Origin of the sequence: Stenotrophomonas sp. GD03819, assembly GCF_029841665.1 — a bacterium.
Taxonomy (GTDB): Bacteria; Pseudomonadota; Gammaproteobacteria; order Xanthomonadales; family Xanthomonadaceae; genus Stenotrophomonas; species Stenotrophomonas geniculata.
The window spans coordinates 71,269-90,584 of the sequence record NZ_JAOCEW010000008.1 but is presented as its reverse complement, the minus strand read 5'-3'; the positions used below and the strand labels follow the sequence as shown (position 1 = coordinate 90,584).

22 protein-coding genes are annotated in these 19,316 nt (G+C 54.8%); 16 read left to right on the top strand and 6 right to left on the bottom strand.

The window, feature by feature from the left end; all coding sequences use genetic code 11:
• Positions 1–71: 71 nt before the first annotated feature.
• From N5D45_RS06835 to N5D45_RS06825, 3 genes are all read right to left on the bottom strand, one after another.
• Positions 72–1,289 carry a hypothetical protein gene (locus tag N5D45_RS06835; protein ID WP_164160720.1) on the bottom strand — a complete coding sequence of 406 codons (1,218 nt, stop codon included), beginning with the start codon at positions 1,287–1,289 and terminating at the stop codon, positions 72–74.
• Positions 1,290–1,453: 164 nt separating this feature from the next.
• On the bottom strand, positions 1,454–1,957 hold the full coding sequence (locus N5D45_RS06830; RefSeq protein WP_164160722.1) for a hypothetical protein: 504 nt from the start codon (positions 1,955–1,957) through the stop codon (positions 1,454–1,456).
• Between the two features lie 56 nt (positions 1,958–2,013).
• Positions 2,014–2,508 carry a hypothetical protein gene (locus N5D45_RS06825; RefSeq protein WP_164160723.1) on the bottom strand — a complete coding sequence of 165 codons (495 nt, stop codon included), beginning with the start codon at positions 2,506–2,508 and terminating at the stop codon, positions 2,014–2,016.
• A 111-nt stretch (positions 2,509–2,619) separates the two neighbouring features.
• On the opposite strand from N5D45_RS06825, the gene N5D45_RS06820 reads away from it, so the two are divergent.
• From N5D45_RS06820 to N5D45_RS06775, 10 genes are all read left to right on the top strand, one after another.
• On the top strand, positions 2,620–3,138 hold the full coding sequence (locus N5D45_RS06820) for a hypothetical protein (RefSeq protein ID WP_164160725.1): 519 nt from the start codon (positions 2,620–2,622) through the stop codon (positions 3,136–3,138).
• Positions 3,139–3,146: 8 nt separating this feature from the next.
• Complete coding sequence (locus N5D45_RS06815; RefSeq protein ID WP_164160727.1) at positions 3,147–4,502, top strand: hypothetical protein; 1,356 nt, start codon at positions 3,147–3,149, stop codon at positions 4,500–4,502.
• Positions 4,503–4,592: 90 nt separating this feature from the next.
• Positions 4,593–5,387 carry a hypothetical protein gene (locus N5D45_RS06810; protein WP_164160729.1) on the top strand — a complete coding sequence of 265 codons (795 nt, stop codon included), beginning with the start codon at positions 4,593–4,595 and terminating at the stop codon, positions 5,385–5,387.
• A gap of 85 nt (positions 5,388–5,472) precedes the next feature.
• Positions 5,473–5,913 (top strand): translesion error-prone DNA polymerase V autoproteolytic subunit, encoded by a 441-nt coding sequence (gene umuD / locus N5D45_RS06805; protein WP_164160731.1) that lies wholly within the window; start codon positions 5,473–5,475, stop codon positions 5,911–5,913.
• Between the two features lie 55 nt (positions 5,914–5,968).
• Entirely contained in the window at positions 5,969–6,298 is a 330-nt protein-coding gene (locus N5D45_RS06800; protein WP_164160733.1) for a hypothetical protein, read from the top strand.
• Positions 6,298–7,560, top strand: coding sequence for a Y-family DNA polymerase (locus N5D45_RS06795; protein WP_164160736.1), 1,263 nt, complete (start codon positions 6,298–6,300; stop codon positions 7,558–7,560). Before N5D45_RS06800 ends, N5D45_RS06795 begins: the two co-directional genes overlap by 1 nt.
• A gap of 70 nt (positions 7,561–7,630) precedes the next feature.
• A complete protein-coding gene (locus N5D45_RS06790) occupies positions 7,631–8,437 on the top strand; it encodes a hypothetical protein (RefSeq protein ID WP_141650965.1) in 807 nt (268 codons plus the stop codon).
• A 100-nt stretch (positions 8,438–8,537) separates the two neighbouring features.
• Positions 8,538–9,632 (top strand): hypothetical protein, encoded by a 1,095-nt coding sequence (locus N5D45_RS06785; RefSeq protein ID WP_141650966.1) that lies wholly within the window; start codon positions 8,538–8,540, stop codon positions 9,630–9,632.
• A 22-nt stretch (positions 9,633–9,654) separates the two neighbouring features.
• Positions 9,655–10,188, top strand: a complete 534-nt coding sequence (locus N5D45_RS06780; RefSeq protein ID WP_141650967.1) for a hypothetical protein — start codon at positions 9,655–9,657, stop codon at positions 10,186–10,188.
• Positions 10,189–10,308: 120 nt separating this feature from the next.
• Positions 10,309–11,139, top strand: a complete 831-nt coding sequence (locus N5D45_RS06775) for an ankyrin repeat domain-containing protein (RefSeq protein ID WP_141650968.1) — start codon at positions 10,309–10,311, stop codon at positions 11,137–11,139.
• Positions 11,140–11,264: 125 nt separating this feature from the next.
• On the opposite strand, the gene N5D45_RS06770 is transcribed toward N5D45_RS06775, so the two are convergent.
• Positions 11,265–11,579 carry a hypothetical protein gene (locus N5D45_RS06770; RefSeq protein ID WP_032960403.1) on the bottom strand — a complete coding sequence of 105 codons (315 nt, stop codon included), beginning with the start codon at positions 11,577–11,579 and terminating at the stop codon, positions 11,265–11,267.
• Between the two features lie 170 nt (positions 11,580–11,749).
• Positions 11,750–12,124 (bottom strand): hypothetical protein, encoded by a 375-nt coding sequence (locus tag N5D45_RS06765; RefSeq protein ID WP_004149544.1) that lies wholly within the window; start codon positions 12,122–12,124, stop codon positions 11,750–11,752.
• A gap of 57 nt (positions 12,125–12,181) precedes the next feature.
• On the opposite strand from N5D45_RS06765, the gene N5D45_RS06760 reads away from it, so the two are divergent.
• From N5D45_RS06760 to N5D45_RS06750, 3 genes are read left to right on the top strand one after another with little or no spacing between them, the layout of a single operon-like run.
• Entirely contained in the window at positions 12,182–13,762 is a 1,581-nt protein-coding gene (locus N5D45_RS06760) for an LA2681 family HEPN domain-containing protein (protein ID WP_279938638.1), read from the top strand.
• Positions 13,763–13,810: 48 nt separating this feature from the next.
• Positions 13,811–14,617 (top strand): hypothetical protein, encoded by an 807-nt coding sequence (locus N5D45_RS06755; protein WP_258014507.1) that lies wholly within the window; start codon positions 13,811–13,813, stop codon positions 14,615–14,617.
• A complete protein-coding gene (locus tag N5D45_RS06750) occupies positions 14,614–15,501 on the top strand; it encodes a hypothetical protein (RefSeq protein WP_279938637.1) in 888 nt (295 codons plus the stop codon). Before N5D45_RS06755 ends, N5D45_RS06750 begins: the two co-directional genes overlap by 4 nt.
• Here the strand turns inward: N5D45_RS06750 and N5D45_RS06745 are convergent.
• On the bottom strand, positions 15,423–15,935 hold the full coding sequence (locus N5D45_RS06745) for a hypothetical protein (protein ID WP_180886775.1): 513 nt from the start codon (positions 15,933–15,935) through the stop codon (positions 15,423–15,425). The two genes, N5D45_RS06750 and N5D45_RS06745, sit on opposite strands and share 79 nt — an antisense overlap.
• Before the next feature lie 399 nt (positions 15,936–16,334).
• On the opposite strand from N5D45_RS06745, the gene N5D45_RS06740 reads away from it, so the two are divergent.
• From N5D45_RS06740 to N5D45_RS06730, 3 genes are all read left to right on the top strand, one after another.
• A complete protein-coding gene (locus N5D45_RS06740) occupies positions 16,335–16,925 on the top strand; it encodes a hypothetical protein (protein WP_279938636.1) in 591 nt (196 codons plus the stop codon).
• Between the two features lie 348 nt (positions 16,926–17,273).
• Positions 17,274–17,714 carry a hypothetical protein gene (locus N5D45_RS06735; protein WP_164160745.1) on the top strand — a complete coding sequence of 147 codons (441 nt, stop codon included), beginning with the start codon at positions 17,274–17,276 and terminating at the stop codon, positions 17,712–17,714.
• Between the two features lie 110 nt (positions 17,715–17,824).
• Positions 17,825–19,294, top strand: a complete 1,470-nt coding sequence (locus N5D45_RS06730) for an ankyrin repeat domain-containing protein (RefSeq protein WP_279938635.1) — start codon at positions 17,825–17,827, stop codon at positions 19,292–19,294.
• The last annotated feature ends 22 nt before the right edge of the window (positions 19,295–19,316 follow it).

Sequence of the window (19,316 nt, the reverse complement as noted above, 5' to 3'; positions counted from 1 at the left end):
GCGGTAGTTTAATGCCGGTCCATTGTGGTCCGGCTGAGATTTATGCTCAGCCGGACATTTCGTTGGAGAGGCTAACCGCCTGCCTCCAGCCCTAATGCGCTGACTGCGCCCCAAGGCATTGCGGAGACTCCCTTGCAGCTTCCGTCTTTCAGGCTTGCCTTAGCGACAATGCCGTACCCATTGTCTCCGAAGAAGATCGCGGCACCGCTATCTCCAAATCCGCACGCCAACGACGATCCTTCGATGCGTATCCACGCGTCAGCGCAGGGAAGGTTTCCGGTTGGACCGCATGCGAGCTCGGGCCTGTGCTTGATGCTCACGACAGTTCCGCAGGTGTATTGGCTGGTGACGCCTCTGAAGCACATGCTCTGGCCTTGAGTAGCGTTGGTCCACATGTACATGATGCGGCGCCTACTGTAATCCGAAGTGGAGGTGGCATACACCTCCCTGAGTGGTGTGTGGGACCCCACCGTATGCCACTGAACGTCGTGGCTCGCATCATTGATCTGGTCCACGAATGTCAGCGGCACGGTGTACTTCCCTGCGCCGGTTGCGTAGTTTCCATAGATCAGATTGTCGGGGCAATGCGCGGCAGTGGTGATACCTCTTCGCCCAGTGGCCTTATGAATAACCGGAAACCCTGAGGTGCAGTAGCTATTATTGGATTGGAGTGGGGCGCCGCCAACAACATATTCCGCGTTGACTGACTTCGGGATGTTGGGGCGGACTTCAATCTTGAGCCCGGTGACTCTTTCGAGCTTCTTGATCGTATCCTTCAACTTTTCTGCTTGGCCGCTGTCTCCTTCTATGTCGATCACCACCCGTTCTTCGCCTGGGAAGCCAGTCGTCCCGGTGATGCCTGGTATGGCGCTGTTAAGAAGAGGTCTGTGCTGAGCAAGGAGCGCGTAAAACTCGCCCTGGGTGTACTTGTGACCAACCTCGAACACCACACGGGTCGTCCCGCTCTCGGTGGTGATCGTTCGACCCGCGACTGGATCGGGCCCTTTGAGTTGCACCAGGATGTGTTGATCTGGCGCGTCTTTGATCGACAGTTCCGTTAGACGATCTGCGAACTCGATTCGCAACGCTTCAATATCCGACATCACCTCACCTTGAACAGCTAGGCGCGTGATTGCGTCATCTATCGAGACCGTGGGGTGTTCACTCATATAGCTGTGAATCTGAATCTGCATCTCCTTGCCTTCTTGCGTGTCAGCGTTCGGCACTTGCGCCAAAGCACAGGTGGATACAAGAAGTGCTGCGGAGCATCCTAGAACCTTCCGTTTCATGCGACATCTCCTGAGTTTGTAACAAGCTATCGAGGCGTTCACTTGCCTCGATCTGAGAGACTACCATTGTCTCCCCATGCACAACGAGACGGGACGCACAACTGGTGAGCGCTGGTGCTAAAACTTGTAGGGTGATTTTCGGTTTGAGATTTGAATAAAGAGTGTCAGTGCTTGCGAGGCTTAATGCTCATTTGTGGAAGCTCCCTTACCACGACTGTTGAGGGAATGCGTTCGATCTCTGTGTGCAACAATTTGTAGATGATGTGAATGTACTCGCGGCCATAGCAAGCGCCCATGAAGCCAGTGCGGCGCGCATCGCTCGGGACAATCTCAAATTCAATCGAGTCCTCATACAGATCCATTCCCGTTTCCATGTTGTACAAGATGGCCTTGACCATGGTTGCCGGGCGGTATGTGGTGTCTTGGTACATCGCATTGAACACGGGCAGCAATACTTGGAGTACAGATAGGTTGCGTTCGCTTGCTTCTGCTGCGGCGTCGCTCATCGTTGCGGCATTTAAAAAGCACACGAAGACGAAATATGCTGGCGTCGGGGTGTTGCTGTCTTTGTACGTAATGTGGATGGTGTAGACGGGCCTGTAGTCGTGCAGTTCAGGCTGCTTCGATCGCGCTTTGTTTTCGATGATCTTTGTGAATCTGTGTTTCATGATCTGTGCTAAGTCCTATTCGCGTTGGCTTCGTGAATTGAATGGGTGGCTGGTGATCATTCCGACTTCTCACTTGCCGTTTGAACGATGAGCTTCGTGATGTCGATAACGCCGTCCTCACCCAATAAGCTGCGTCTAAAATTCAGAATGTGCGCATTTGTGTGGGAGCGGTAGCGACCAAATTGCACCACCAAGTCCAGCGGAATGAGCGCCGCGTGCTCAACATTCAGAGTGCTGTTGTAGACGACGGCGGCAAGTTGGTCAAAAGGGTTGGACGCCAAGTTCCGCAGTGCGCTCAACTGCGTGCTTTTGTTGGTTGCGGTAAGCCGTCGTCCCTTGATTTGATAGCGCGTGCCGTCTTGTCCAACCGCATCGAAACCTGCCTGGGAGCCAGCCGCCAGAGTGGCGTTGAGGGCGCGGGCCACCAGCGTCTCTGTGTAGTCCGCTACGGGGTTGTTGGAAGAACGCACCACCCCTCGTTCCCGAAGCGTTTCCATGACCGTGCAATGGAGTTCCAGCAACTGTCGGTCCGTTAGGTCTTCCATGCTCATTCCACAGTCCTTGTCCAAAAGGCTCAGTGTGCCAACCGCCATCATATCCCTTGGTTGCGTGGCGCTTGCCCACGAAGCCGCTAAACTGGGCCTGTCAAGGAAGGGGGTTCTATGGCTGGTTTCGTGGGGTTCGTGGTTCTGGTGCTTTTGCTCGCGGTCCTGTTCAACGTTGTGGCGTCCAGGGATAGGGTGATCCGTGAACTGCGTGAGCAATCGGGGCAGCAGGGCAGGGACATTGCCGCGTTGAGGCAGGTGTTGGACGCGGTTGCCGATCGCGTGCTTCTGAGCCGCGAACAACGGCGCGTCAAGTGGTTTGACGAACTGCCGCCGTTCTCTCTGGACGACTTCAAGTCACTTGGCGCTGGATCTGAGCGCGAGTTGATCATGGCTTGTGGTAGCAGCGACGACGCGGAGGTCCTGGGCCTGCACTATCGTCACGACCGGCTTGAGTTCCGTAGTGACGGTGAGAAGGACGCGGTTGCGTACGGTGTTGCCCGACCGTGGGCCACGATCGAGGACCGTCCAGTCAAAATCTATCTCAATCAGTACGCGCTCACGTCCAAAATTGTGGGGTTGGGCGAGGACGGTTTCGTGAAGCTTGCTCCGTACCGCGCACGCTTGCCGGAGTGAGGGCACAGATGGACGACGAGATTGATCAGTTGATTGCTCAGTTGGAGCGGGTGAACTCCAAAGACTTCGATTGGAGTTCAGAGGCCCAGTTCCCCAACTTCGTGACTGTAAGGGGAGGCCAGTGCCATTTTTCCAGCCAAGCACTGGTGAGCATTTCCAGGATTGGCCGGATGATTCACAGCAACAGGCGCGCGGTGGACGTGCGGATCGAAGCCACCGAATTGATCAAGATGCTTCGGCCGGTTGTGGCCCATGCCTATGCGGATGGGTTGTTGGAGCGCGGGGACAAAGCGGCAATTCGCAAAGGCAAGCGTGTGTTGCTTGAGCGGCTGGAAGCAAAAATTAAGGAGGCCGCCGATCCCATCACTCACTTCTTCCCGGCGTGGACCACCGGACTTGAGCGGAAAGGGCCTGTCTTCCTTGGGCCGGTCCGTGTTGTGTCTGTATCCGACTGGTTGAAGACCGTTGAAATCTATTCGGGTCTGGATGATGACCCGATTGACCCTTCGTGGAAGCTGGCCGTGCAGGGTGACGCGGCAAGGCCAACTGATGCACGCACCAGCCTTTTGCTCGATGCCGTCGATGAGTCGCTAGGTACATGCAACGCCGTTGTTGCAGTGACGATCGAGGGCTTTGAGCAGGAGTTCTCAAGAAAGCTTGCCCACATCGCGGCGAAGAACTGTCTGGACATCCTCTCGCTGCTTCATGAGACCCCGGATACGTTTGTCACTCAGGGGCTTATTGAAGACCGCTTGCAGCCGCTTGAGACGCGCACGCTCAGCGAGATGGATGGATTTCTCAATATATCCGGGAATACCAGGCTCAGGCCGATGCTTGGCGGATCTCGATTTGGCGATGTTATGGAGCGCGTCAGTGAACTGAGCGCGTCCATCTCCCAAGTCGTAGGGGCCGTCTTGACTGCTCCTGATGTGGCTCACCCCCAACTGTGCGCGCGTTGGTCGATGGCGCTGCACTGGTTTGCCGAAGGTTGCCGCGAGCCTGACGACGCGGTTGCTGTCGCGAAGATTGGCGCTTCGTTGGACGTGCTGTCCGGTGGTGATAAAGCGGCCGGCATCCGGCGGACCGTATGCTGTCTACTGGGTTTGGAAAGCGACGCGGTTGTCACGAAGTGGCCCGAGCCAAAGACATTGAAAAAATGGGTCGATGACATCTACGAAAAGGGCCGGTCTCAGATCCTCCACGGCAACCACGTGGACCGGCTTAAGTCCTTTGCGGAAATGCGCCAAGTTGCTCAGCAGTTGTGCGGGATCACCCTTCGGATTTCACTGGAACGCTTGAGTTCCTACGACGGTGAGGATGTGCCAAGAGCGTTCCAATCAATGACCGGCGCACCGGCTGCTTGAGACATTTGGGTTAACCAGGTGTACGCAAGCCGCATACGTGTACGATGGAAGCGTCGGTTCAAGCTTTGAATAATTCATAAGGAGATGGCAGTGCCGCACACCCCCGATATGGATACGCATGTTTCACTGTTCTTGTTGCGGTCGCGCGCGCGAACCGCCGATATCCAACGCCGTTCCATGATGAACCAAACGCTGGACTTGGAACAGGATCTTCTCCACCAACAAGGTGCGCAGATGTGGCGGCGTTGTTTGTTGCGTGAGGGTCCACGCCACGCCGAGGAGATCGTCCAGCTTTGGTGTGTATTGCAGGCCAAGCGGAGTGCATTTGACGAGCTTTCCGGCGATCAGACTGTGGTGGAACAAAAAGTTCAGGAGATGCGCGCGAACGAGAAATTGATGACTCAGATTGACGAATGGGTCTCGGGTGCTGCATTTCACGACATGCTGCGCACAACTCAATTTGATTCTGCCGGTGGTCGTTACCCGCCGCTTTTGCTGCAAGTCACTGATCAACTCAATCAAGGCAAAAAGCGTGTCACGAGCATCTTGAACAACGAGTTGGCGTTTGAAGACACCAGCGACTACATGAGTGCGAACTACCAACTGGAAGCCCAAGCCACGCGCAACCGCGAAACGCTGGTGGCCTATGCCAAGGCTTTGTGGTTCGATCAAGCGGTGTACAGCCGAGCCATCAAAGCCGTAGCGGATGGGGATGCGGATCTGCTGTTGAAATACGACCAGGGTGTCTACGCCGCATACGAGCAGGCGGTGTCACAGCCGTCACTGGGCGACATCATGGTCAAGTCCTTTGCCGCACTGTGCGCACAGACCCCCTACAGCGTGGATTTGTTCAACGCGGGGGAGGCGGGTGTCCAGTCCGACTGAGGTGAAGGCGTTCAGCCGAGCGCGTTAGTATTCCTACTAACCGGGGGTGTAGGATAGCCACCCCCCGTCTCTACCGGCTACGCCCATGGCCCTCGCCAACGCCATCCAAGCCCATCCTGAGCCCGCAGAGGCGCGGTCGCCACTCCTACCGGTCAACGTCACCTGTGGCTTCCCAAGCCCCGCAGAGGACTTCTACGGTGCCGGCGACGGCTTGGACCTCAACCAGCACTGCATCTCCAACCCCGTGGCCACCTTCTTCGCGCAAGCGGACACCGGCACCTCGATGGTGGGCTTTGGGATCCAGCCTGGGGACACCCTGATTGTCGATCGCTCGCGCACGCCCAGGAGCGGGGACATCGTGATGGTGAACTGGGAAGGCGGGTTCACGGTGAAGAAGTTGGTTCAGCGGCGGGGCCAATTTGAATTGCATTCGTCCGCAGACGACATCCCACCCATCATTGTCCCGCCCGAAATCGAATTGGATGTGTGGGGCGTGGTCACGTGGTCGTTCACTCGACACGCTTGACAATGTTGGCTTCTGTGTTTGCTTGAATGTATTCAATGCAAATAGGAGGTTCAACGTGGGCTTAGATTTACAAAAAATATCAGCAGCAAATTGCAAGGATGACTTAAAGGTTGCTCCGATACCTGCTTTGGTGCGGGAGTACATCCGCAGCACCATGGCTGCTGAGGAGGACGTGCATGTTTTGGTTGTGCGCGACGAGAAATGTGTGTTCGTGCAATGCCCAATCTCTAAGCAAATGCGATTGGTGCGGGACGTACTGGTAAACACAACCGAACAGATCGAACAGTTGATCGCCGAACGGACCGCCGCCAACATCGCCCAGGCCCTTATGAACGAAGGTCTTGTGCCAAGCGAAGACGCCCCTAAGCCCAAAAGAAGGATGTGATGTCTGTTGCTCAACCATTGATTGGCTTGGTGGATGGGAACAACTTTTACTGTTCCGTCGAACGCGTGTTCGATCCAAAGTTGCGCGGCGTTCCTGTCGTTGTGATGTCCAACAACGATGGGTGCGCCATTGCCCGCAGTGAGGAAGCTAAAGCGCTGGGTGTGACCATGGGGCAACCCATCCATCAAATCCCCGCGCACATCCGCAAGCAAATCGCGTTTCGCTCACCCAATTTTGCACTGTACGGCGATATCTCTGGACGCATTGCCACGATCTTGACGGACCTGTTCTCACAGGTTGAGGTGTACTCGATCGATGAGAGCTTCGTGTCCTTTGATGGGATCCGCGCCCAGGAGCGGCGCAGGGTTGCCATTGAAGCCCGCGCACGGATCCTGCAATGGGTGGGGGTGCCCTGTTGTGTGGGGATTGGGCCCACGAAGACGCTGGCAAAAATGGCGAACAAGATAGCCAAGCGCACGCCGCAGGGTGTCTGGAACGTTCGCCGCAAAGACCTGGGCGACTTCCCCATCGGTGATGTGTGGGGCGTTGGGAGGAAGTTTGCCGCGCGCCTGACGGCCGAGGGGATCCACACGGCTGCGGATCTTGTTGCCGCCGATCCACGGACCATCCAAGACCGTTACGGGGTGGTGCTGGTCCGCACTCAAACCGAACTCAACGGCGTGCGGTGCGCTGAGCTGCAGGACGCGGAGCCCGAGCGCCAACAGATCGTTGTGTCGCGTTCGTTTGGCGCGGAGATCCACACGCACGACGACCTGGCGCAAGCGGTGGCAACCTTCGCCCAACGAGCTGCAGAGAAGTTGCGCGCCCGCCAACTCAAGGCGCATGGCGTGTGGGTCTTCTTCCACACCAACCCGTTTGGGAACGCACCGCAGTACCACCCCTCCCGCACGGTGCGTTTGGTTGCGCCGACATCCGACACGCGCGTGATTTTAGAAGCGGTGCAGGTCGCCACAGCGGCGATGTACCGCCCCAATGTCGCGTGGAAGAAGGCCGGGGTGGGGCTGGTGGATCTGAGCGCCCAACACATCCAGCAAGCAGACCTGTTTGCCCCAGTGCGCAACCCGAAGTCCGAGGCATTGATGAAGGTTCTGGACGCAGCCAACCTCAAATTTGGGAGGGGCAGCATGTCATTCGCATCGTCCAGCACAGCGCCGGACAGCAGCCCAGCTTGGGCCATGCGTCAACAGTATCTATCAGCGGCCTACACCACCCGCTGGGATGAGATACTGGTGGCCAGGTAGGGCTGCACCATGCGTGGCTTGGGATGGCCGGCTCACAGATGCAATGGCGGGTTTCAATAAGGGGGCTGTAATGAAATGGATGTTCGGTATGGCATCAATTGCCGTATGTGCCAATCTGTGGGCGAGCACGCCCCAATTGTCCGCGCCATGTGTGCTGACGTTGGGGGAGAGGGTGGCAATACATTCCACGCGGGATGTCGCGTCAGTGCTCACGCCGGCACCCGTCAAAGACGAATTTCAAACGTCGGCCCAGCATGCTGCGAGCGGCGTAGCGTTTCTCAAGACTCTCCCCGAGCCGCTCCAGGCTGGTCAGTTGTGTGTGTCCCCGATTGCCAACCCGAAGCTCTTCGACTATGACGCCGATGCACAAATTCTGTGGGCCAATGTCGAGGATGCCTCCGGAACGCGGATATTTTGGTCCAACGTTGGACGGGTCACTGTGCGGGATGTTGTATCAGATGAGTGGGATCAGGTTGTGACCGATCGTGTCATGACGAACGCATTGGGTGTCAGCGTGGACGGTATCAACTCCACAAGCAAGTACGCTTCGGTTGGCTTTACATCAGACCAAATGAGTGATTTCCACAAGACGCTGGCATACCACCGTTTCAAAAGTTCATTTCCATCCCGTGCTCTGTCGATTTCAATGGCGCCAGATGTGGCCCGTGATGTGAAGTCGCACGCGGCAATCGTGTATCAGTATCGGCTGAGGGATCCTTATGTTGCGCGTGGTGCGGATGTCCGTGCTGCAACAATTGATTCACCCGTGAGTTATGCAGTTGAAAAGGTTGTGGTGATGGCTGAACTTGTGGCTGTTGGCGTGATAGATCTTCGGGATGGATCGGTTTTGGCGGTTAAAGAAATGACGGTGAACTGAGATGGTTGGCCGTCCTTAATTATGAAGTCAGTTATTGCCCGACTCATTGAGGTGAGATCCAGTGGGTGCGCGGCTGGATCACTTGACTAAAAGGAATACGATGAAACGGATCTTCGCGCTTGTCAGCATTTCAATTTTGGGAGCCTGCGATCAGTCGGCCCCGCCGTCTACGTCTCCCGTTCCACAGCCTGCCGTTACAGAGTCTGCCCCTGTGGTAGAAGCGGAACCAGCAGAAGAGCCTGCGCCCGAGGCGTCAGCTTCTGTTGACGTGTCCGACCTCTCCGAAGTGGTCCAAGATCTGTACCGGCAGATGAAAGAGAAGAAGGTGCTGCAAGATAAGTTGTGGGCGGCCGCAGTCGCAATCAACGACTACAACCATGTTGGGACGTACTACAACGAGTACCACATGCCCGAGCATTCATGTTATGTGCTTGGGCGGTTGCTCAAGCAGGATAAATACATTGCTGGAACCGTGATGACGTACGATCCAGATTACGTCACGGCCACGACTGACAACGCCCAAGACCTGCGCGTTATGGCTGTCTCGCTGAGCAACTTTAACAGCGTGGCAAACGCCATCATCGGAGAGTCTCACGATGAGCGCGTGATCGAATGGAACTTGGACTGCGTAGGTAAATTTGGCATACCGAGAGAGGCATCAATCGAGCAAGTAGGACAGTCGTCGTTCTACGTGATTAAAGCCGAGGGCCGAGTTCTGCAAGTCTTGGGCGATATCGAAAAAGGCTTCGCACAAAAAGTAGTTGACGCGGTTGAGGCCAACCCAGATGTTGAGCAAGTTGCTTTGGGGAGCGGAGGTGGATATGTGCTTGAAGCAATTGCGGCCGGGCGGTACATCCGCAGCAAGGGGTTGGACACATCATTGTGGAACAACTGCTATTCCGCATGCCCATTGGTCTTTATGGGCGGCGTGGGCCGAGTCAACTGGTCACCATACGGAGACTTGGGCTTTCATCAGGTCGCCGATGAAAACGGAACGGCTGTGCCGGTGGGGCATCCGATATACCAGGCAATCTTCGACTATACGTCAGAGATGGGCGTTGATCCCGCATATGTTCTCAAGCGCATGTGGAGTTCGCCGCCGTCTGGTATGACGATGGTTGAAGGGCAGGAGGATGAGTTGTGTGATGCGCGAATTATCACCTGGGTTCAGCGCGGCTGTTCTAAGCCTAATTGATAGAGATTAAGGGGAATTGTTCTTGAGTGCCTTTCAACGCAACTGTATGGTTCTTTTCATCGTGATTTTCGCGCTCATGCAAACCGCCATTGCGTCCGACGTTCCGCCCGAAGACTCTGAGAATTGGCCGGTGAATTCCGCGTGGGTGAAGGAGTTGCCCGCGCTTGATCAGCAAATTGTCTTGGTGTCACTGGGGCTTGGGATGTCAACCCATGTCGATACGAAGTTGATCCCCGCGATCAAAAGCAAGAGCGACATGCAATGGGTGTGGAAGGTGGCGGGCACGTCCAATGTCATGCTGGCAGGGCTGGCAACGCGCAGTGAGGCATTGCGCGCAATATTTGATGAACGATCCAAGGTCTATCTTGAAGTCATCAATGGCCGCATTGGGGCGGACGAGTTTGAGCGAAAAATGGCACTGATCAACATCAAGATCGAGAAGGCCACTGCCAGTATCACGCCGCAGCAAATTGCCCAGGTCCGCAGCCAGTACCGCAGCCGATTGCGCAGCACCGAAACGGCTTTGATTGCGTTTGCGAAGCTCAGTGCAAAGTGATTGAAGAGGTGGGGTTACGCCAGATTTTAAGTTGATGCAATTTGTGTCAACCAATGTTAAGTATTGACAATATTGACTTCCCTGTTTGACTGAAATGAATTCAGTTAGCAAGGAGGTTGTATGATTTTAAAAATTAGAAATTATTTCGCACTTAAGGTCGCTGCGAGCATCGCTGCTGTATCTGTCATTGTTGGCATTGGTGTACTCGCTATTGGTGAAATGTATGCATTCTATAAGCGCAATTATGGAGTTGTGGACGGCGATGGCGGTCCTTGGTTCTTGGCATTTGTGGCAATGGTATTTTGGGCGGGCTTGGGCGGGTGGGTGGTCCAGAACGCTTTAAGCGCTTGGCGTGGTGCACGGGAAGAGATTGACCGACTTGAAGCAATTAAGGTGCGCCCGAGCTATTGGAACGTCATGCAAGCGCTGCGCACGCGGAAGCTTTACAATCGTATTAAAGAAGCAGAACTTTCCGTGTCTTTTTTAGAATTGCCGGTCCTTTCGGTTGTGGCAAGTTTGCTCAGTGGCGCGGACCCCAATTCTGTGTGCAAAGGTCGCCCAATTATTTTCCATGTCAGCAATGCAAAGCACGCCAAATGGTTGGCTTGGGCGGGGGCAGACGTGAACGTCATCTGTGATCGTCGCGAAGGAACAGGCGTTCTGATCGAGCCCGTGAAATACGACAATTTGGCATTGGTTCAAGAGTGGTTGATTGCAGGGGCAAATCCAAACGCCAAGGACAACGATGGATGCACGCCTTTGTTTTACGCCCGATCGGCTGAGATGGAGCGCTTGCTTCTAATTCATGGCGCAGACCCAACAGTTCGCGACAAAAAGGGAAATCTCGCCCAGGAGAGCAAGTGGAGTATAAAAAATCAGGACTGCCACGCCGACTTGATCGCCGCCGCTGAGGAGATCAATGAAATGAAGAAAGAATTGCTGATTGATTGAACATGGCGTACTGGTCCACTGGCATCTCTATTTACATTTAGGAGGTGCCAGGGACTGCTGTGACATGGGTGTAAAATAAAAAAAGCCCGCCGAAGCGGGCAAAAGCAGAATTTTATGGTGTTCCATCATTCAAATTTGCAGGCGAACGTGTCCAGTTCCTCTGGGTACATCGGTAATTCGGTTGCAGGTTCGGCCTTTTTCTCAGCCAGAACCTCCTTAGTGATACGACTCGTGTTCTTGTAGTTCCGCTTGGTGTAAGCCGGCTTCGTCTTATTAGCTTCGTGATACTTGACGAGCTTCCGGACGAAGGGCCCATCAAACTCTTCATCGTCAAGCAGCAGCGCAATTGCGTCGGGACTTGCGCCCTCTTTAACGTTTTCAACGATGCGATTAGTTGAGTGCATCATGCGCATGTCGATATCGTGGATCTTTCTGGCCATATCTATACTCACTTGTCGGAGCGGCGAGGGAAGATATAGGCAAAAAATTCTGCGGATGACAAGCCTCGGCGTGCCGTTAGATGAACGGTCCGGAGACTTGTGCCACGTGCGCATCGCGAACAACTACTAAGTTTGGTGGTGAGTGCGCGCTGTGAACCCAAGCGGCAGGGTTAAGGGCGTTCCTGAACCAGTGTGCAATTTTTCAGCATCGGCGTACCGGAGACGTGCCCGTTGCCTAGGCAATCGAGGGTGATTGGCTGTCCAGTGCGCAAACCGGCCAGTTCTTCCTTGCGCGCCGCGTCCAGTACGGCCACGGGCCGGTCGTGAATCCCCGTGCCTTCGAGCGCCAGCAGTGGTGAGCGCCGGTACAGCGCAGGCTCCTCGGCAACCACCCCGGTGATCCTGAGCCTTACGGCCTTGTAGCGCTTGTCGGCATCCTCAGCGTTGCGGGCGTAGGCGGCGACAAGCACCTTGGCGTCCACAGGGGCCGGCTGTGAAAAATTACCGGCTACGGCCATGATCAAAGCGGTCGAAATTAGGTTCATGACGGTGTGTAATGGAGGCTAGGAAGCCATGCTACGCGCAGACGTTCGGAGAACGCATTGACCACGATAATTTTGACCCGTGAGGAGATGTTTTGGCTTGCCAACCAACTGTCTGATAAGGCGGTTGAGGGCGCGATTGCGTCCAGGCAGATCGACCAATTGGGCGCGCTTGTCGACGCCGCAGGTGAAACCAAAGACCTTGATTTGTTGTTACGTTGTATCGCGGTCATTGGCATTTGTGGGGAATTGGACGACAAGCGGCATGGGTGCATGCTGCACTACTACCACGCCAACGCCTTGGAGTGGCTGTACAAACAGCGGCATACGGATGAGAACGCGCTGTCATGGATTCAGCCGGAGAACACAGGGCAGATCTATCAATTGCGCTCAGCCATAGCGCATGAGGGCTTCGCGAAGCTTCCTGATGATTTCCGCGCACAGATCCACTCCAACTTGGGCAACGCATTTAACAAGACAGGTCGAATACATGACGCCTTAGAGCATTGGCGCAAAGCGTTAGAACTGGACCCTATGCTTGCGATGGCCCAAGGCAATATGGCGTGCGCGTTGTTCTACTATGCTGGCAACCTGTATGACTTAGGTCATCGGGAGTGGGTCAACATCGAAGGTCGCGAGCAACTGCGCAAGGCGGTTGCCATCGGCACTCATGGTGCAACGTTCACTGAAGCGGCCGAGCGCTTTCGTCGGATTCTGGTCGATGTAGAATTGGCCTTTCATCAGTGCAGATTTGACCAGCACCCTGACCGTGATTGGATGGAAGAATTCTCATTGGGCCGCAGTGCCCAGGAGAAGCGCTATCGGCAATGGTGCTTGAAGAACAGGTTGTTTCTCAATCCAATGAACGACGCGTACACCAAGTCGGTGGCTGCGACGGACTGCCTATCTCTCCCCACACACCGTGCCGATGGGGTAGGGATCTCCTATCTGGCGGCGTTCAACCAACTCAAGCAGGAATACATCTACGCACGATGGTGCTTGTTCGTTGGGCTGGATGACCAGAAGGCGCATATGGCCGACCGTGATGTTCTCTTGTCATGCAACGCCGATAGTGCGCGCTACAGCATTGCCATTGAGCAGGTAAAAACTGCCTATCGTGCGGCGTACTCTCTGTTGGACAAGGTGGCGTACTTTGTGCGTGACCGGTGGGAGATTGGTGCGAAGCGCAAATCGGCTGACTTCGCTCGACTGTGGCGGACTGAAGCCAAGAAGAATGTTGCGTCAGTCATTCGACCAGAATTTGAAAGCAGCCAAAATATTTGGTTGCGCGCGTTGTACAGCTTGTCCGAGGACATCTTCAACGAAGATGTTAGGAGTAACGCATCTCCGGACGCTCAAGAACTTCACGTCGTGCGCAACGCTCTAGAGCATCGGTTCTTCAAGATAGTTTGGTCCCGTTCCGAATGCGATGAGGCGTCGATGCATCATGATCGTCTGTCTGAGCAAATGACGCTGGACGAGTTCCAAGGCAAAGCCAAGCGTGTCCTGACAATGGCGCGTTCTGCAATCGTGTATCTTTGCCTTGCAATGCATCGTGCAGAAGTTCAGTGCGTCGAAAAAAATAGCGCCCGGTCCGTGTCGTTTGAAGTGGATCACATACCTGACAGGCTTAAAGGTTAACTGCTGGTATCCTCTTTTCAGTGTTAGAACAAATCTACAGGGGGAATTGTGAAAAGGATCTTTGCTTTTGCAGCGCTTTTGGCCTGGGAAAGCCTGTCGGCTGCGCCATTGCCGCTCACCACTCCGTGCACATTGGAAGAGGGCGCAACCCTCCCAACCAATTTTGCCGGGCACGACATGGTGGCGGTCTACAACGCCTTGAAGTCGATACCAGCCAAAGACGAGTTTGAGACTGCTGCGGATCACGCAACGCGTGTCAAAAGTTCTGTCGCTGCGCTCCCAGCGGCAATTGCCACGGGACAACTGTGCGCGGGCAGCATGGTGATCAACCCATTGGTTGACTCGTGGAAGTACAACGCTGAGAAACGCCAGTACGAGGGAACTGATCTGTACATCCAGATGCATCGTGTCAGTGGCTACTACGCACCGATCTACGGCAAAGAGACGAGGCGCCGCGAAAGTTCGTACATGGGAACCAACGCCTACGGTGTGACCGCGCGCGTCCCAAAGGTTGAGCGAACAACCTACCAAGTTGCACTGCCACGCAACGCGCTCACCGATGCCGCGTCTGACGTTCCTGGCTTGACAGTGGACAAAGAGTCGATTGTGGCCATTCTTCCTATGGAGCCTGCCGATGCGCGCGCGCATAAAGGCCGCCTTACGGAGATCTACCAGTACGCAGTTGTTCCGCCCCTCATTTCGCAGGACACCGAGCGGGAATATCCGACCTTTGATCTTCCGACGCACTACGAGAACGAGCAGCACTTCATTGAAGGGCGCTTGATAAAAATTGCCGTGGTTGATGTCAAGACCGGCACCATCCTCAAGGTGTACGAACTGGGGAACGATCAGTGACATTCAAGCTTGTGGACGTGGAAGAATTGGTTGCACAGGCCAAGATGTCCGGCGTGAGCAAGATCAGCGTGGATGTCCCCTTGCTTGCGTCCTACTCCCAAGACGCGTGCGTGACGCAAACGCAGTGGATGGCCGGCCCCCACTCCAACAAGAATTACGCTTGGCTGCACGTGGACGCGGAGGGCGTGCCGTTCTACGCCGGCTACGGTCGTGGGGCGTTCGCGTGGCAGAAGAACGGTGGCGTAGCCTGGGAATGGTTTGTTCGTGAGCGGCTGGGCGGTGAGTACCGCGTCGTTGTCCTGGCGGTCGGAATGTCCGATGCGCACGCCCAGAGCATCTTTGAACAGATGCTAGAGATGTACAACAAAAGGCTGCTCAATCAAACAAGCTTCCATCGTGGGATGGACTACGCCGCACTCAAAGAAGAGAACGACAAGGAGACGGCTATTCGCCCGTACTACGTTGCGGTCCGCAGCAAAAAGCCAGCTGCAGTTATCTTTGAAGCCGCTTTGACGGCTCAAAAATTGCAATACGACCTCAACCCCTACCGCACAGAAACGGGTCGATTTGGTGAAGTGTTGCGGGACATGGACGCGTACCAGCCAATCAACACATCGTTCATTACGTACATTGTGGAGTGGTACATGGGGCAGGGAGACATTGAGGCGGCACGGGAGGCACTGGCCGAATTCAAGCGGCGCGCCCCCGGCACAACAGACATGAAAGAATTACGCGGTTGGATAAGCTTGTCGGACGCGGGCGCTTCTACCGGCGTCCTAGCTGGCTTGACCAGTAGCGCTATGTATCATTCCATGGGGGGACGGCGCCGGCGCGTGGACTCTGGATGCAGCCAGCCACTTGCCACCTCATCCACAATTCGGTAAGCGTTCTTCTGGCGCTCTACGTCGGAGTTGATTGCGTTCTTTTCATTTGCTCTGAACTGTTCAAAGTCGCGCTCAATATCTTGACCTTCACCAGTTCCAGCCCACTTCTGGCCCAACTGCCGTGCGGCGGCTGTGCAGCACGAGCGGTCAACCAAGATGTCTGCCGCCAAGTCACGCATCACGTCATGACGAGCTTGCATTTGCACCAGCTGTGACCGAAGTTTGGCGATTTCGCGCTGGGCTTCTTGCAATTTCTGGATGTTGTCCAGGTCGTTTCGAGCCTTCAGCCTCTTGAGCTTTTCGTCCTGCTGATCGTTCTTGATCATCATCACAGCGGTTACGCCCGCGCTGCGTTGGACTTCATCAGCAAGCAGATTTTGTGTGTCGGCGCCGCTTGAAACAATCACGTCGCCAGTTTGTTTGATGTAGCTCATGATGCCCCCTTTGATGTGGATAAGCTGACTCTTTACACCAGCAATCATGATTTGGCAAGGGTTATAAAAGATAAGGCCGGTGCGTGCACCGGCCCTCTCTCATCTGTCGCGGCCACCAAATTTTGAAAGTAATTTCAGAATAATTCTCAACTTGGAGTTTGGGGTGTGGCTTAAAATTGCAATAATTACGACGGTAGTTATATAGATATCCATTGTTTTTCCTTGTATTGGGATATGGCATATTCATCTCTGAATTGCGCGGAAGGAATTCTACACTCCGCGTTATAATTAACAATAGGTGTCCGCAGCCGTCTGCTTATGAGGGTCTAAATCAAATTAAAATCAGGCATTGTATGGGTAGGCTTAACGCCAGTGAATGAATAAAAACGGGGTTGGTGTATGACATCGCACAAGACGTATATTGGTTCCAAGAGCATTTATCACATCTGCGACGCTCGTGCCGCTGCTGAAATGATCATCACGGGGTCATACAGGTCGGACAAGATCGGTTACGACGGAGGGATGAACTTCTGCGGCGTGCTTGGGCCAGTCGGCAACACATGTCCCAAGGGGCGTGGCGCCAGGCTGCATTGCAAATGGGAAGGGTTTATCAGTGTGCCCCTGCCGTACGAAGCGCATCACTATTCGACGCCAAACGTGCTGTACGACTTCAATGGGTCCGGTAATCATCATCAAAACAACGATCCTCGATGGTTCTTGCCATACGATTCAACCATTGTCATCACGAGTTTGGAGTGTGAGCCTGAACGCTTAGAGGAATACTACTTAGAGCAATCGGGGCGTGTCAGATCTTGGATCTATCGTTTGGCGTCGCCTCAAAAGAGGTTGGACTACCTTAAATCCTTTCATGAGTATCTAAACGAGCAGTGCAAGGGTGGCGGCAAAAAGTTAAAGATTGAAAAAGGATCCCCAACGTTTAGCAACGGCGGGGAGTTCTTTGGTCGGCGACTGGTCGGACGAAATTTGTAGGGGACTTGTCGGGACGCGGACCAAAGCACCAGCGGCCTGCTAAACAAAAAACAAGCAATTCGCGGAAGGGCAGGCTGCGTTTCGCAAATTTAACTTGGATCAGTAGGATGAAAAGTGCGAGCGCAGGAGCATGCGCGATGAACTAGGAGCCATGCGGCCAATTTCAATGCCCGCTCGGATCTGCGTGAACTCATTGAAGCCTACAAGTAGCGAGGTGTCATCTGGGCCCAAATGGGTCCCGGTTCTGGGATTTCGACGCGTAAAAGGACGATGTAGGAAGCTTGGCAATTGAAATTCTATACGATATGATCGAATTGCCACTAGCGGCCCTACAGACGAATTGCTGAGATGACCGATAAATCTTTGAGTTGGAAAGAAGCCCAGGCGCTGGAAGAGAAGCTCGCTAAGGAATTGGCGGCACTGGAAGAAAAGCAGGCTGCGGATCGTCAGCGCATCCAAGAAGCTCGCCGCGCGTCGGCGGGAGACGCACTGAATGAAGCACTTGATACCCTCTCCAACATTGCTGAGTACCTGACCGATGCACAGAAGGCGCAGGTGAGCAATCTGTTTGGCTCGGCCAAGAAGGGTGGTAAGTCTGCTGGTTCCAAGCCGCGCAATACTGTTCCGAAGGAATTGCGTGCCCATAACCGTTTCTTGCACGACGGCAAGAAGACGCCGTTCTACTACGGTGGCAAAGGTCCGAAGCCGGACATCCTTAAGCAGTTTGAAGCCAGCGATGCTGGTGTGAAGCTGATCAAGGACAACAAGCCGACGTACGGCGATCTGTAATAATCACACCAAGCCCATTAAGCCCGCGCAAGCGGGCTTTTTTTTTGAGCTTGACAATGTTGGACTCCCTGTTTCGCTAGATGTATTCAATGCAAAACAGGAGTGGGGATATGGACGATGTGATTAACGGGATGTGCGATCAAGAAGTTGCTGTGCACCTTGAACAACTGGTTAGCGAACAACGGTTCGATGAGTTGGCGCAAGCGGTCGCAAGGCTTTCCATTGCGGATGAGCGCCAACCATATCGCTCACTGCAAGGTGTCCTGGGAGAAGCAAGGAGCGTGGCCGTGGTGCAGGCGTGTTTGGACGCCGGTGCCGATCCCAACCCAACAGACAACATACCACCGTTTTACTCAGTTCCTAGCGAAGAAGCGGCAGCCTACCTGGAACCCTTGACCAAGTTGCTGGACCACGACGGACGCAAGCGGCTGTTGAGATCCTTGGATTTGGGGACGGATATGCTCGGCAATCCGGTTGATGATGAACAGGTTGATCAAGCGTTTCTAATACACACGGGCAACGCACTGGCCGTGCGGCAAATTGCATCAAGCCAGAAGCCGGGGCATCCCTGTGCAATCCAGTCCTACAAGGACTGGATCTTTGATGCAAAATCCGTAGGCCATGCGCGGGCCTATGTGGAGTTGGGTGCCGATCCATTCAAGATCTTTGAAGGTGGTGAGACCACTTTATTTTTTACCCCGTTAGCCGAGGTGGCCGAATACCTGTGCGGGTTGGGTGTGGACCCTAAGCACGTTGCGCACGATGGAAGCACTGCGCTGCACTTCGCATACGACAGCGGCAAGGTTGAGGTGTTGGTGCGCTACGGAGCGGATCCCAATGCGCGCAACAACGATGGCAACGCTCCGCTTCATACGTACCACGGCCCCGAAATAGTCTCCGCACTGATCAACGCTGGGGCGGATGTGCGGGCGCGTGGACGAGGGCAAGCCACTCCACTGCAACGCTCCTTGCCCGTAGAAACAGTTGCGCTGTTGCTTGCGGCCGGGGCGGATCCGAGCGCGGAGGACGAGATTGGCAGCACACCGTTGTTCTTCACCCACCCCAGGCATCCCGAAGTCATCCGCTTGTTGGTGGACGCGGGCGCGGACATCAACGCCACCAATCAACTGGGCCGAGGGGCGATTGATTGCATGTGGCGGTGCGATCCAAGCGTGGTACGGCCAATGCTCGATGCCGGGTATGACCCCGCAACGAAAGCACTGATGGATGACGACAAAACATTGCTTCACCACCTGTTGGAGTTCAGCGCTGACTATCAATTGGTTCACCGCGTTATCGACCTGGGCGTGGATGTCAACGCGCAAGACGGACGTGGTGACACCCCTCTCCATGTGCTGGCGCGAATTGAGGGCTATTCCAAGCGCTTGAATTGGCTCATTCAACGGAAGGCGGATCCATTTGTGCGCAACCACGTTGGCAAGTTGCCAGTGGATGCAGCCCCGTGCGACAAGGGAAAAGACATACTCAACGCGTACATGTCCCGCCTGCAAAAAAATAAAATCATGCGTTCGATTGGACACAAGATGTCCGCGCCTGAACCCACGCGTCGGCGGATGTGAGTCACCATATCCACAAACATCA